Source organism: Pseudomonas sp. TH04 (assembly GCF_016651355.1).
In the GTDB taxonomy this organism is placed as follows: domain Bacteria; phylum Pseudomonadota; class Gammaproteobacteria; order Pseudomonadales; family Pseudomonadaceae; genus Aquipseudomonas; species Aquipseudomonas fluorescens.
Window position 1 is genome coordinate 2,662,267 of sequence record NZ_JAEKEA010000001.1, and the last position, 12,887, is coordinate 2,675,153.

Here is a 12,887-nt window from a genome sequence, read left to right on the forward strand (position 1 = left end):
GGCTGAAAAAAGCAGTAAAAACCTGCTGTGCAGCCCAAGACTAGCGCCGGTTTTTGGCTGGCGCTGCTCTCGGAACAAAGGGAAATACTTTGGACATGAATGCCATCATTCAGCGCGAAGAGCCGGGGGCTATACCTATGCCTGCCGACTGAAAGACTGAACACGTCCACGGAGGGACGACCTATGAGACAACACGGCTTCACGCTGATCGAACTGCTGCTCGGCCTGGTGCTGAGCGGCATCCTGGCAAACCTCGCCGTACCCGGCTTCAGGGGGTTTCTTGCATCGCAGCAGCGACAAACGGCTGTCAACGCCCTGGCAGCCGGGTTGCGTTATGCACGCACCGAGGCCATTACCCGCAATCGTGCGGTGGTCATTCATGCCAAGGATGAGAACTGGAGCCTGGGATGGCGAGTGATTCTGGACGCAAGCGGGCGCGGCATCCTGGACGACACCAACCCGGTGCTGCTGGAACGGCAGGACAGCGGGACAATACCGATCGTCGGCAATGGGCCGGTCAAGAGCCAGGTACGCTTCAGCGGGCTGGGCGAACCGGTGTTTTCAGCAGGCGGCTTTCGCGCTGGCACGGTGCACGTATGCGACGCGGACCAGGGGCAAAGCCTGTTTCAGTTGGTACTTGCCCCCAGTGGGCGCATCAGCCTGCGCAGTGAACCCACTGAGCAGGCAGTGTGCCGAAATCATTCGGGCGACCTGGCATTCAAAGCAGCGAGCGGACTCGCAGCTCTTTGGGCATGGAGAACGTGATGTTCTCTTCACGACCGGCCAACTCATCGGCGCCGGTGGCACCCCAGGCCTGCAACTGCTGGATCACGCCACGCACCAGGACTTCAGGCGCCGAGGCGCCCGCCGTGATGCCGATACACTCAACACCGTCGAACCAGCTGCGCTGCATGTCTTCAGCACCGTCGATCAGGTATGCCGGTGTCGCCATGCGCTCAGCCAGTTCGCGCAAGCGGTTGGAGTTGGAGCTGTTAGGGCTGCCGACCACCAGCACTACATCGCACTCATCGGCCAGTTGCTTGACCGCGTCTTGACGGTTTTGCGTGGCGTAGCAGATGTCGTCCTTACGCGGGCCGCCGATGGCCGGGAATCGCGTGCGCAGGGCATCGATCACTCGGCTGGTGTCGTCCATCGACAAGGTGGTTTGCGTCACAAAGGCCAGCCGCTCGGGGTTTTGCACCTGCAAGTTGGCGACGTCCTTTTCATCTTCCACGAGGTAGATGGCACCGCCCGTGCTGGAGTCGTACTGGCCCATGGTGCCTTCGACTTCCGGGTGGCCAGCGTGGCCAATCAGGATGCATTCACGACCGTCACGGCTGTAACGCGCCACTTCGATATGCACCTTGGTCACCAGCGGGCAGGTAGCGTCGAATACTTTCAGGCCACGGCCGGCCGCTTCGGTACGTACCGCCTGGGACACACCATGGGCGCTGAAGATGACGATAACGTCGTCCGGCACTTGGTCGAGTTCTTCGACAAAGATAGCGCCGCGTGCTCGCAGGTCTTCGACCACGAATTTGTTGTGGACGACTTCATGGCGCACATAAATCGGCGGGCCGAAGACTTCCAGGGCGCGATTAACGATTTCGATCGCCCGGTCCACGCCCGCGCAGAAGCCACGGGGATTGGCGAGTTTGATTTGCATGCTGTGCCTCGTGTCTTGCAGGGCAAGAAATTGGATCAACGCAACTCTGTAAGAGTAAGCCTCTGTGGAAGCCGGGTTAGCCCGCGATAAAGACGACTCGGTGTATCAGGTACTCCGAGGTGGTGCTATCGCAGGCAAGCCAGCGCCCACAGGAACCGGTTTAGTCGATCAGAGCGCTTTAACGTCGATGATTTCGACGTCAAACGTCAAGGTTTTACCGGCCAACGGGTGGTTGAAGTCGATGGTCACTTGCGTGTCATCGAAGGTTTTCACCACGCCGGGCAGCTCGGTATTCGCCGCGTCGTTGAAGATCACCAGCAGACCTTCCGACAGGTCCATGTCCTGGAACTGCGAACGCGGGATGATCTGCACGTTTTGCGGGTTGGGCTGGCCAAAGGCGTTTTCCGGCAGGATCTGCAGGGTGCGCTTGTCGCCAGCCTTGAAACCGAACAGCGCGGCTTCAAAACCCGGCAGCAGGTTGCCATCACCGACCTTGAAGGTCGCCGGGGCTTTGTCGAACGTACTGTCGACCGTGTCGCCATTCTCCAGGCGCAATGCGAAATGCAAAGTGACTTCCGTGTTCTGGCCGATGCGTTGCTCAGCCAATACCTGATCAGTCATTGACGGTCTCTCCGGTTTTCTTACTTTTGAACATGTCCAACGCCAGCATGATTGCACCGACGGTGATGGCGCTGTCGGCAAAGTTGAACGCCGGGAAATACCAGCGGTTCTGCCAATGCACCAGGATAAAGTCGATTACATGGCCCAGGGCAATGCGGTCGTACAGGTTGCCCAGCGCGCCGCCCAGCACCAACGCCAGGGCAATCGCCAGCCAGGTGTCATCACGGCCCAGACGCTTGAGCCAGACCACCAGCACCGCACTGACCACCACGGCGATCAGCGCGAACAGCCAGCGCTGCCAGCCGGAGCTGTCAGCAAGAAAGCTGAAGGCAGCGCCGGTGTTGTAGGCCAGGGTCCAGCTGAAGTAGTCAGGAATGACCACAATCTGCTGGTACATCTGTAAGGCACCTTCGAAGTGAGCCTTGCTGAGCTGGTCAATGACCAGCACCAGCACGCTCAGTACGAGCCAGCCCAGACGTCCGAAACGGCTGGAAGCGTTAGGCATAGTGGCGAACCTCGCCATCACCCGAAATGTTATCGACACAGCGACCGCAGATTTCCGGATGCTCAGGGTTCACGCCCACGTCTTCACGGCAGTGCCAGCAACGGGCGCACTTCGGGAAGGCCGACTTGACGACTTTGAGCTTGAGGCCCGGTACTTCGGTGGCCACCGCGTCCGCAGGTGCCTGGGCAAACGGTGCCAGGCTGGCGGTGGAGGTGATCAGCACGAAGCGCAGTTCGTTGCTCAGCTTGGCCAGGTCGGCGGTCAGGCCGTCCTCGGCAAACAGGGTGACTTCGGCTTGCAGGTTGCCACCGACGGCCTTGGCCGCACGCTGAACTTCCAGCTCCTTGTTCACCGCAACTTTGACGGCCATCACGCCTTCCCAGTACTCGCGGCCCAGTTCGAAGTCGGCCGGCAGTTCGGTCAAACCTTCGTACCAGGTGTTGAGCATCACCGACTCGTTACGCTCGCCCGGCAGGTATTCCCACAGCTCGTCGGCGGTGAAGGCCAGGATCGGTGCGATCCAGCGCACCAGCGCTTCAGAGATGTGATACAGCGCGGTCTGCGCCGAACGGCGCGCCTTGCTGTTGGCGCCGGTGGTGTATTGGCGGTCCTTGATGATGTCGAGGTAGAAACCACCCAGCTCCTGCACGCAGAAGTTGTGGATCTTGGAGTACACGTTCCAGAAACGGTATTCACCGTAGTGCTCCTGCAACTCGCGTTGCAGCAACAGGGTACGGTCCACAGCCCAACGGTCCAGGGCAAGCATGTCCTCGGCCGGCAGGATGTCGGTGGCCGGGTTGAAACCGGTCAGGTTCGACAGCAGGAAGCGTGCGGTATTACGGATACGGCGGTAGGCATCGGCGCTACGGGCCAGGATCTGGTCCGACACGGCGATTTCGCCCGAGTAATCGGTCGAGGCCACCCACAGACGCATGATGTCGGCGCCCAGGGTGTCATTGATCTTCTTCGGCTCGATCACGTTCTTCAGCGACTTGGACATCTTGCGGCCCGTTTCGTCGACGGTGAAGCCGTGGGTCAGCAGTTCGCGGTACGGCGCGTGATTGTCGATGGCGCAACCGGTCAGCAGCGACGAGTGGAACCAGCCACGGTGTTGGTCCGAGCCTTCCAGGTAGAGGTCGGCGCGCGGGCCGGTCTCATGGCCCATCGGGTGCGAACCACGCAGCACGTGCCAGTGGGTGGTGCCCGAGTCGAACCACACGTCGAGGGTGTCGCTGATCTTGTCGTACAGCGGCGCTTCGTCGCCCAGCAGCTCGGCGGCGTCCAGCTTGAACCAGGCTTCGATGCCTTCCTGTTCAACGCGCAAGGCCACGGCTTCCATCAGCTCGACGGTGCGTGGGTGCAGCTCGCCGCTTTCCTTGTTCAGGAAGAACGGGATCGGTACGCCCCAGTTACGCTGGCGGGAGATGCACCAGTCCGGACGATTGGCGATCATCGAGTGCAGGCGCGCCTGGCCCCAGGCCGGGACGAACTTGGTGTCTTCGATGGCTTTGAGCGAGCGCACACGCAGGGTGTCGCCGCTGGTCGGCTCTTTGTCCATGCCGATAAACCACTGCGCGGTGGCGCGGTAGATCAGCGGGGTTTTGTGGCGCCAGCAGTGCATGTAGCTGTGCTTGATGGTTTCGGTGTGCAGCAGCGCACCGACTTCACGCAGTTTGTCGATGATCGGCTCGTTAGCCTTGAAGATGAACTGGCCGCCGAAGAACTCCAGCGATGGCGCGTACACACCATTGCTCTGCACCGGGTTGAGGATGTCATCGTTGACCATACCGTAGGCTTTGCAGGTCACGAAGTCGTCAACGCCGTAGGCCGGTGCGGAGTGAACCACACCCGTACCCGAACCCAGTTCGACGTAGTCAGCCAGGTAAACCGGCGACAGGCGGTCATAGAACGGGTGACGGAAGTTGATCAGTTCCAGCGCGGAGCCGGTGGTGGTGGCGATCACCGAACCTTGCAGTTCGTAGCGCGCCAGACAGGCCTCGACCATTTCCTCGGCCAGCACCAGCAGGCGATCACCGACGTCCACCAGGGCGTAGGTGAATTCCGGGTGCACGTTCAGCGCCTGGTTGGCCGGGATGGTCCACGGGGTGGTGGTCCAGATCACGATGGCCGCCGGCTTGCTCAGGCTTGCCAGGCCGAAAGCCTGGGCCAACTTGGCGTCGTCGGCGATCGGGAAGGCCACGTCGATGGTCGAGGACTTCTTGTCTTCGTATTCGACTTCCGCCTCAGCCAGGGCCGAACCGCAGTCGAAGCACCAGTTCACGGGCTTGAGGCCCTTGAACACAAAACCGCCTTTGACGATTTCAGCCAAGGCACGGATTTCACCGGCCTCGTTCTTGAAGTTCATGGTCTTGTACGGGTTGTCCCACTCGCCCAGCACGCCCAGGCGGATGAATTCGGACTTCTGCCCTTCGATCTGCTCAGTGGCGTAGGCACGGCACAGTTCGCGGGTTTTATCCGCGCCCAGGTTTTTGCCGTAGGTCACTTCGACTTTGTGTTCGATCGGCAGGCCATGGCAGTCCCAGCCCGGGACATACGGCGCGTCAAAACCCGACAGGGTTTTCGAGCGCAGGATCATGTCCTTGAGAATTTTGTTCAGCGCATGACCGATGTGAATCGTGCCGTTGGCATAAGGAGGGCCGTCGTGCAGGACGAACTTCGGACGATCCTTGCCAATTTCGCGCAACTTTCCGTACAGGCCAATACTGTCCCAGCGCTGCAGGATCTGCGGTTCGCGCTGTGGCAGGCCGGCCTTCATTGGGAAGGCGGTGTCCGGAAGGTTTAGCGTGGCTTTATAGTCGGTCATTTAAGGCTCTTCGGTTAGCGATGGGCGCTAGGTGCGGCTAGTGCACGGGCGGCGGCGACATCCGCATTGATCGCCGTTTTCAACGCCTCAAGGGAGGCGAAACGCTGCTCTTCACGCAGCTTCTGGTGGAAAACCACCGTCAAACGCCGGTCATACAAATCACCGGCAAAATCCAAAAGGTGAACTTCCAGGTGGGCCTTGCCATCACCTGCAACCGTGGGCCTGACGCCTATATTGGCGACTCCCGGCCACGATTGACCATCGATGTCGACGCTCACCAGGTAAACCCCGGTGAGTGGCACACGACGGCGCTTGAGTTGCACGTTGGCGGTTGGCGTGCCCAGTTGGCGCGCCAGCTTCTGGCCGTGCAGTACCCGCCCGGCAATGCGGAACGGGCGACCGAGCAAACGCTCGGCCAAGGCGAAGTCGGCAGCGGCCAAGGCGTTACGCACCTGGGTACTGCTCACGCGCAGGCCGTCCAGTTCGACGGTTTGCGCGGCTTCGACGGTAAAACCTTGATTAACGCCGGCGTGTTGCAGGAAGTCGAAATCCCCGACGCGGTCGCAACCGAAACGGAAGTCGTCGCCGACCTCCAGGTGCTGTACGCCCAGGCCATCCACCAGAATACGGTCAACGAACTCGGCAGCGCTGAGGCTTTGCAAGCGCTGGTTGAAGGCCAGGCAAAGGACCCGGTCCACGCCCTCTTCAGCCAGCAGTTGCAGCTTGTCGCGCAGACGGGCCAAACGTGCCGGCGCCGTTTCGGGGGTAAAGAATTCCCGCGGCTGTGGTTCAAAAATCACCACGCAGCTGGGCACGCCCAACTCGACCGCTCGCTCGCGCAGCCGGGCCAGGATAGCCTGGTGGCCACGGTGAACACCGTCAAAGTTGCCAATAGTGGCGACGCAGCCCCGATGCTGGGGGCGCAGGTTGTGGAGACCTCGAACCAGCTGCATAACGCGCTTCTTGCTCATAAAGTGGTCGATTATAACCACACCCGGCCCCGGACGACAGGCAACAGCACAGGCCAAATGGATCGAATCGATAAAACAACCGTTTTATCGCGGCAAACTCTCTATCCCAGCGACTTGCGATTGAAATCCCGCAGGCGGAAGCCTTGCAGCAGCAACATCCCGAAGTACACCACCACACCAGCGACCACCAACACGCCAAGGCGCATGAAGCGCTCCAGCATAGGGCCTTGATCCCAGGCCGGCATAAAGTGCATCAGGCCCAGCAACACCGCTGACATTGCCGCTACCGCGACCACCAGCTTGAGGGCAAACATTCCCCAGCCCGGCTGCGGCTGGAACATCTGCTGCTTGCGCAGCTGATAAAACAGCAGACCGGCATTGATGCAGGCACCGATGCTGATAGCCAGGGCCAGGCCGGCATGCGCCAACGGGCCGATAAATACCAGGTTGAGCAACTGGGTAACGATCAGGGTGAAGATCGCGATTTTGACCGGCGTGCGGATATTTTGCTGGGCGTAGAAGCCTGGGGCCAGCACCTTGATCACAATAATGCCGAGCAAACCGACGGAGTAAGCGACCAATGCACGTTGGGTCATCGACGCGTCAAATGCGCTGAACTGACCGTACTGGAACAACGATACGGTCAACGGCTCAGCCAGGATGCCCAACGCCAGGGAACAGGGCAGCACCAGCATGAAGCACAGGCGCAGGCCCCAGTCGAGGATGCGTGAATACTCGTGGCGGTCCTTACTGGCATAGGTGCGCGACAAGGTTGGCAGCAAAATCGTGCCCAAGGCCACGCCAAGCACACCGGACGGCAGTTCCATCAGGCGATCGGCGTAGTACATCCACGACACCGAACCGGAGACCAGCAGCGAGGCAAACGCAGTGTTGATGATCAGCGAGATCTGACTGACCGACACCCCCAGGATCGCCGGCAGCATATTGCGCATTACGCGCCATACGCCGGTGTCCTTGAGGTTAAGACGTGGCAGCACGAGCATGCCGATCTTTTTCAGGTGCGGCAGTTGGTAGAGCAACTGCGCCAGGCCACCCGCCAGTACCGCCCAGCCCAGAGCCATGACCGGCGGGTCGAAGTAAGGCGTGAGGAACAGCGCGAAAATAATCATGCTGACGTTCAGCAGGGTCGGCACGAAGGCTGGCACCGAGAAGCGGTTCCAGGTATTGAGGATCGCCCCGGCCAGGGACGACAGAGAAATCAGCAATATATAGGGGAAGGTCACCCGCAGCAGATCAGTGGTCAGCGCGAATTTTTCCGGCGTGTTGGCAAAACCCGGCGCCGTGGCCCAGATCACCCAGGGCGCAGCCAGCATACCGACGATGGTCACCAACATCAGTACCAGCGTCAGCAGGCCCGAGACGTAGGCAATAAACGTGCGGGTTGCCTCTTCACCCTGCTGGGTCTTGTACTCGGCCAGGATCGGCACGAAAGCTTGAGAAAAAGCGCCCTCCGCGAAGATCCGCCGCAGCAGATTGGGCAGTTTAAAGGCAATAAAGAATGCATCCGTGGCCATGCTGGCGCCAAAAATGCGTGCCAGCAGGGTGTCACGCACGAACCCCAAAACCCGGGAAATCATGGTGATAGAGCTGACGGCAGCCAACGATTTGAGCAGATTCATTGAAAGAGTTTGCGCCTATAGATAAAGAGCAGGCGAACAAAGCGCCCACTTATGCGATACTGCGCGCCTGCAACAGCACAGAGCCAAAGCTCGCGAGTTTACAGGTCAAGCGCCGGAAATAAATCACCCGCCTCTTCAGATCGACCACTCAGCAGTTCGCATCAGCCGCCCTTGACAACACATCAAGTCATCGGCATGATTCGCGGCCTATTTTGTTTGCTATTTCCTAAAAAGTCTTTCGAGGAGCTCGACGGTGGCCAACACACCTTCCGCCAAAAAACGTGCAAAACAGGCTGAGAAGCGTCGCAGCCACAACGCCAGCCTGCGTTCCATGGTTCGTACCTACATCAAGAATGTAGTTAAAGCCATCGACACCAAAGACGCTGAAAAAGCCCAAGCTGCTTACGTTCTGGCCGTGCCAGTTATCGACCGTATGGCCGATAAAGGCATCATCCACAAGAACAAGGCCGCTCGTCATAAGAGCCGCCTGAATGGCCACATCAAGGCTCTGAACGTCGCTGCAGCAGCCTAAGTGGTAAAAACTGCCACGTAGCCCTGGCTACGTAACAGTTAAAAAATGCCCCGTACCGAAAGGTCCGGGGCATTTTTGTTTGGGCCCGATAAAGCCAAGTCAGCTTTTCTGCGGACAAAAAAACGCCCCGAACCAGTCGGGGCGTTTTTGCTACCGATTGATCAAACCACAATCAATGGTGATGACCACCTTCACCGTGGACGTGGCCGTGAGCCACTTCTTCTTGGGAAGCGTCGCGGATGGCAACGATCTTCACTTGGAAGTTCAGGCGCTGACCGGCCAGAGGGTGGTTACCGTCGACAGTCACGTCGTCGCCGTCCAGATCGCGGATGGTGACGATCTGCATTTGGCCGTCCGGTGCGGAAGCGTGGAACTGCATGCCCACTTCCAGCTCATCAACACCTTCGAACATGCTGCGGCTCAGGGTGCTGACCAGTTCGGCGGAGTATTCGCCGTATGCATCTTCAGGTTCTACGGCGACAGTCAGTTCGTCACCGACGTTCTTGCCTTCAAGAGCCTTCTCCAGGCCCGGGATGATGTTACCTGCGCCTTGCAGGTAGACCAGCGGCGCGCCGCCGGCGGAGCTGTCGATGACCTCACCAGCGTCGTTGGTCAGGGTATAGTCGATGGAGACAGCCTTGTTAGCGGCGATCGTCATGGGGCGAGACCTTTTGCATAAGAATGAAGAACGGACAAGTCTAAACAAGGATTTGCCCGAAAGCGAACAGAACCCGGACAGACGGGACCGATCAACGGCATCCTTCATCATCGGGTTCCACCAGGACGACGACCGGCACTGGGTCGCCGACCTGTCCTGCGGCCACACACAGCACCTGCGCCACCAGCCGCCATGGCAGTCCCGCGCCTGGGTGCTCGACCCCGCGCAGCGCCTGGAAAAAATAGGCCGGCCCTTTGCGTGCGGCTGGTGTGCGCAAAAGCGTGAATAACGATAACCTTGGCACCTGATTCCCGGTAGGCGCTCAGCCATAGAGCGCCACCGAAGCCATGCACCTCCAGAGAATTCGCATGCAGACTTTTTTTATCGCGCCCACCGATTTTGGAGTGGGTCTGACCTCCATCAGCCTTGGGCTGGTGCGTACCCTTGAACGGGCCGGGCTGAAAGTCGGCTTTTTCAAACCGATTGCCCAGCCACACCCGGGCGACACTGGCCCTGAACGCTCCACCGAGCTGGTGGCGCGCACCCATGGCCTGAAACCGCCACAGCCTCTGGGCCTGGCCCATGTCGAGCGGATGCTCGGCGATGGCCAGCTCGACGAACTGCTCGAAGAAATCATCACCCTTTATCAGCAAGCCGCCGTGGGCAAGGACGTGCTGATCGTCGAGGGCATGGTGCCGACCCGCAGCGCCAGCTATGCGGCGCGGGTCAACCTGCACCTGGCCAAGAGCCTCGACGCCGAAGTGATCCTGGTGTCGGCGCCGGAAAACGAAGTGCTCACCGAACTCTCCGGCCGCGTGGAACTGCAGGCCCAACTGTTCGGCGGGCCGAAAGACCCGAAAATGCTCGGTGTGATCCTCAACAAAGTGCGCACCGACGAAAGCATGGAAGCATTCTCGGCGCGTCTCAAAGAGCATTCGCCGTTGTTGCGCAGCGGCGAGTTCCGCCTGTTGGGCTGCATCCCGTACCAGCCGGAACTCAACGCGCCGCGTACCCGCGACGTCGCCGACCTGATGGGCGCGCAGATTCTCAACGCCGGTGACTATGAAAGCCGGCGCATGACCAAGATCATCATCTGCGCGCGCACCATGCGTAACACCGTTGAACTGCTCAAACCCGGCGTCCTGGTGGTAACCCCCGGAGACCGCGACGACATCATCCTCGCCGTCAGCCTGGCCGCGATCAACGGCGTGCCTCTGGCCGGCTTGCTGCTGACCAGCGACACCCTGCCCGACCCACGCATCATGGATCTGTGCCGCGGTGCTTTCCAGGCCGGGCTGCCGGTGTTGTCGGTGAGCACCGGCTCTTACGACACGGCGAACCAGCTCAACAGCCTGAACAAGGAAATCCCGATTGATGACCGCGAACGTGCGGAGATCATCACCGATTTCGTCGCCAGCCACCTGGATGCGCGCTGGCTGCACCAACGCTGCGGTACGCCTCGGGAGATGCGCCTGTCGCCAGCGGTGTTCCGCTATCAGTTGATCCAGCGCGCCCAGGCGGCCAACAAACGTATCGTGCTGCCCGAAGGCAGCGAGCCCTTGACCGTGCAAGCCGCCGCCATCTGCCAGGCGCGGGGCATTGCCCGTTGCGTGCTGCTGGCCAAGCCAGCCGATGTGGAAGCGGTGGCCCGCGCCCACGGCATTGAGTTGCCCGAAGGCCTGGAGATTCTCGACCCGGACCTGATTCGCCAGCGGTATGTCGAACCCATGGTCGCACTGCGCAAGAGCAAGAGCCTCAATGCGCCGATGGCCGAGCAGCAACTCGAAGACACGGTGGTGATCGCCACGATGATGCTTGCACTGGATGAAGTGGACGGCCTGGTCTCCGGCGTTATCCACTCCACCGCCAACACCATCCGCCCTGCCCTGCAGCTGATTAAAACGGCGCCGGGCTGCACCTTGGTGTCGTCGGTGTTCTTCATGCTGTTCCCCGAGCAGGTGCTGGTGTATGGCGACTGTGTGATGAACCCACACCCGAGCGCCGCCGAATTGGCAGAAATCGCCCTGCAAAGCGCCGACTCGGCTGCGGCTTTCGGTATCACCCCGCGCGTGGCGATGATCAGCTATTCCAGCGGCGATTCGGCCAGTGGCGAGGAAGTGGAGAAAGTCCGCGAAGCCACCCTGCTCGCCCACGAGCAACAAAGCTCACTGCTGATCGATGGGCCGTTGCAATACGACGCCGCCGCCAATGAAACCGTCGCCCGGCAGTTGGCGCCCAACAGCCAGGTCGCCGGCAAAGCCACGGTGTTTGTGTTCCCCGACCTGAACACTGGCAATACCACGCACAAAGCCGTGCAACGCAGTGCCGACTGCGTGAGCCTGGGCCCCATGCTGCAAGGCCTGCGCAAGCCGGTCAACGACCTGCCGCGCGGTGCCCAGGTCGACGACATCGTGTACACCATCGCGCTGACTGCGATTCAAGCCGCCAACCGACCTATGGATATCTAAATGCTGGATTTTCTACCTGCCGCCGTGCGCGGGGTAATTGCTTCGCTGCTGTTGGCGCTGAACACCATCCTGCTGTGCTCGTTCCTGTTTGTTGTCGCGCTGTTCAAGGCTCTGCCGTTTGCCAAACGCTTCAGCGAATGGCTGATGAACCACACTCACGAAGCCTGGGTGACCAACAACAAGGGCTGGATGAACCTCGTGCGGCGCACCCGCTGGCACCTGACCGGCCTGGAGGGCCTCGACTACCAGCACTCATACCTGGTGACCAGCAACCACCAGAGCTGGGTCGACATCATGGTGCTGCAATACGTGCTCAATCGCCGGATTCGGCCGCTGAAGTTCTTCCTCAAGCAGGAACTGATCTGGGTGCCGGTCATTGGCCTGGCATGGTGGGCGCTGGGCTTTCCGTTCATGAAGCGCTACACCAAGGCCTATTTGGAAAAGCATCCGGAGAAGAAAGGCAAAGACCTCGAAACTACGCGCAAGACCTGTGCAAAGTTTCGCGACAACCCGGTGGGCATTTTCAACTTTGCCGAGGGCACGCGGTTTACGCCGGGCAAACATGCCCAGCAGAAATCGCCGTTCCGCTACCTGCTCAAACCCAAGGCGGGCGGGATTGCGTTTGTGCTGGATGCCATGGGCGAGCAACTCAAGTCATTGGTGAACGTGACCATCCACTACCCAGCCGGACGCCCAGGTTATTGGGATTTGTTGTGCGGGAATGTGAAGGACGTGGTGGTGCACTTCGAAGAGGTGCAGATTCCAGCCGGGTTTATCGGCAAGAACTATGAGCAGGATGGGGAGTATCGTTTGGCGTTTCAGGGCTGGATCAACCAGCTGTGGGAAGACAAGGATGCGCTTCTAGGCAAGCTTCACACAGATTATCCAAATAACAGGTGATCAAAATGTGGCAGCGGGCTTGCTCGCGAAAGCGGAGTGTCAGCTAATACATGTGTGGCTGATAAACCGCTTTCGCGAGCAAGCCCGCTCCCACACTTGCCC

At 60.1% G+C, this 12,887-nt stretch carries 12 protein-coding genes; 5 read left to right on the forward strand and 7 right to left on the reverse strand.

Annotation, left to right across the window (positions count from 1 at the left end; translation table 11 throughout):
* Positions 1–183: 183 nt before the first annotated feature.
* Positions 184–765, forward strand: coding sequence for a GspH/FimT family pseudopilin (locus JFT85_RS12035; protein WP_053254295.1), 582 nt, complete (start codon positions 184–186; stop codon positions 763–765).
* Here JFT85_RS12035 and ispH read toward each other — a convergent pair.
* The 6 genes from ispH to murJ form a co-directional block, all read right to left on the reverse strand.
* Complete coding sequence (ispH, locus tag JFT85_RS12040; protein ID WP_201229898.1) at positions 719–1,666, reverse strand: 4-hydroxy-3-methylbut-2-enyl diphosphate reductase; 948 nt, start codon at positions 1,664–1,666, stop codon at positions 719–721. The two genes, JFT85_RS12035 and ispH, sit on opposite strands and share 47 nt — an antisense overlap.
* 168 nt (positions 1,667–1,834) lie before the next feature.
* A complete protein-coding gene (gene fkpB / locus JFT85_RS12045; RefSeq protein ID WP_169875912.1) occupies positions 1,835–2,272 on the reverse strand; it encodes an FKBP-type peptidyl-prolyl cis-trans isomerase in 438 nt (145 codons plus the stop codon).
* A 7-nt stretch (positions 2,273–2,279) separates the two neighbouring features.
* Positions 2,280–2,792, reverse strand: coding sequence for a signal peptidase II (gene lspA, locus JFT85_RS12050; RefSeq protein ID WP_053254292.1), 513 nt, complete (start codon positions 2,790–2,792; stop codon positions 2,280–2,282).
* The gene (gene ileS, locus JFT85_RS12055) at positions 2,785–5,616 is read right to left on the reverse strand and encodes an isoleucine--tRNA ligase (RefSeq protein WP_069551956.1); all 2,832 of its coding nucleotides are present in this window, start codon (positions 5,614–5,616) and stop codon (positions 2,785–2,787) included. Before ileS ends, lspA begins: the two co-directional genes overlap by 8 nt.
* A 14-nt stretch (positions 5,617–5,630) precedes the next feature.
* Positions 5,631–6,569, reverse strand: a complete 939-nt coding sequence (gene ribF / locus JFT85_RS12060; protein WP_053254290.1) for a bifunctional riboflavin kinase/FAD synthetase — start codon at positions 6,567–6,569, stop codon at positions 5,631–5,633.
* A 119-nt stretch (positions 6,570–6,688) separates the two neighbouring features.
* Complete coding sequence (gene murJ / locus JFT85_RS12065) at positions 6,689–8,227, reverse strand: murein biosynthesis integral membrane protein MurJ (RefSeq protein WP_069551955.1); 1,539 nt, start codon at positions 8,225–8,227, stop codon at positions 6,689–6,691.
* A 253-nt stretch (positions 8,228–8,480) separates the two neighbouring features.
* Between murJ and rpsT the strand changes: the two genes are divergently transcribed.
* On the forward strand, positions 8,481–8,759 hold the full coding sequence (gene rpsT, locus JFT85_RS12070) for a 30S ribosomal protein S20 (RefSeq protein ID WP_003171647.1): 279 nt from the start codon (positions 8,481–8,483) through the stop codon (positions 8,757–8,759).
* A gap of 172 nt (positions 8,760–8,931) precedes the next feature.
* On the opposite strand, the gene JFT85_RS12075 is transcribed toward rpsT, so the two are convergent.
* A complete protein-coding gene (locus JFT85_RS12075; RefSeq protein WP_003188398.1) occupies positions 8,932–9,417 on the reverse strand; it encodes an FKBP-type peptidyl-prolyl cis-trans isomerase in 486 nt (161 codons plus the stop codon).
* Between JFT85_RS12075 and JFT85_RS12080 the strand changes: the two genes are divergently transcribed.
* The 3 genes from JFT85_RS12080 (at position 9,416) to JFT85_RS12090 (ending at position 12,785) form a co-directional block, all read left to right on the forward strand.
* Positions 9,416–9,706: a DUF3565 domain-containing protein gene (locus JFT85_RS12080; RefSeq protein WP_053254288.1), complete on the forward strand. Its 291-nt coding sequence runs from the start codon at positions 9,416–9,418 to the stop codon at positions 9,704–9,706. The two genes, JFT85_RS12075 and JFT85_RS12080, sit on opposite strands and share 2 nt — an antisense overlap.
* A 79-nt stretch (positions 9,707–9,785) precedes the next feature.
* Positions 9,786–11,885 carry a phosphate acetyltransferase gene (gene pta, locus JFT85_RS12085; RefSeq protein ID WP_053254287.1) on the forward strand — a complete coding sequence of 700 codons (2,100 nt, stop codon included), beginning with the start codon at positions 9,786–9,788 and terminating at the stop codon, positions 11,883–11,885.
* Positions 11,886–12,785, forward strand: a complete 900-nt coding sequence (locus tag JFT85_RS12090; protein WP_053254286.1) for an acyltransferase — start codon at positions 11,886–11,888, stop codon at positions 12,783–12,785.
* Positions 12,786–12,887: the final 102 nt, after the last annotated feature.

What these genes read in the sequence shown, in the direction of transcription:
- JFT85_RS12035 (WP_053254295.1), top strand. Translation starts at nt 184, where the DNA reads ATGAGACAACACGGCTTCACGCTGATCGAACTGCTGCTCGGCCTGGTG.
- ispH (WP_201229898.1), bottom strand. Translation starts at nt 1,666, where the DNA reads ATGCAAATCAAACTCGCCAATCCCCGTGGCTTCTGCGCGGGCGTGGAC.
- lspA (WP_053254292.1), bottom strand. Translation starts at nt 2,792, where the DNA reads ATGCCTAACGCTTCCAGCCGTTTCGGACGTCTGGGCTGGCTCGTACTG.
- ileS (WP_069551956.1), bottom strand. Translation starts at nt 5,616, where the DNA reads ATGACCGACTATAAAGCCACGCTAAACCTTCCGGACACCGCCTTCCCA.
- ribF (WP_053254290.1), bottom strand. Translation starts at nt 6,569, where the DNA reads ATGCAGCTGGTTCGAGGTCTCCACAACCTGCGCCCCCAGCATCGGGGC.
- murJ (WP_069551955.1), bottom strand. Translation starts at nt 8,227, where the DNA reads ATGAATCTGCTCAAATCGTTGGCTGCCGTCAGCTCTATCACCATGATT.
- JFT85_RS12080 (WP_053254288.1), top strand. Translation starts at nt 9,416, where the DNA reads ATGGGGCGAGACCTTTTGCATAAGAATGAAGAACGGACAAGTCTAAAC.
- JFT85_RS12075 (WP_003188398.1), bottom strand. Translation starts at nt 9,417, where the DNA reads ATGACGATCGCCGCTAACAAGGCTGTCTCCATCGACTATACCCTGACC.
- pta (WP_053254287.1), top strand. Translation starts at nt 9,786, where the DNA reads ATGCAGACTTTTTTTATCGCGCCCACCGATTTTGGAGTGGGTCTGACC.
- JFT85_RS12090 (WP_053254286.1), top strand. Translation starts at nt 11,886, where the DNA reads ATGCTGGATTTTCTACCTGCCGCCGTGCGCGGGGTAATTGCTTCGCTG.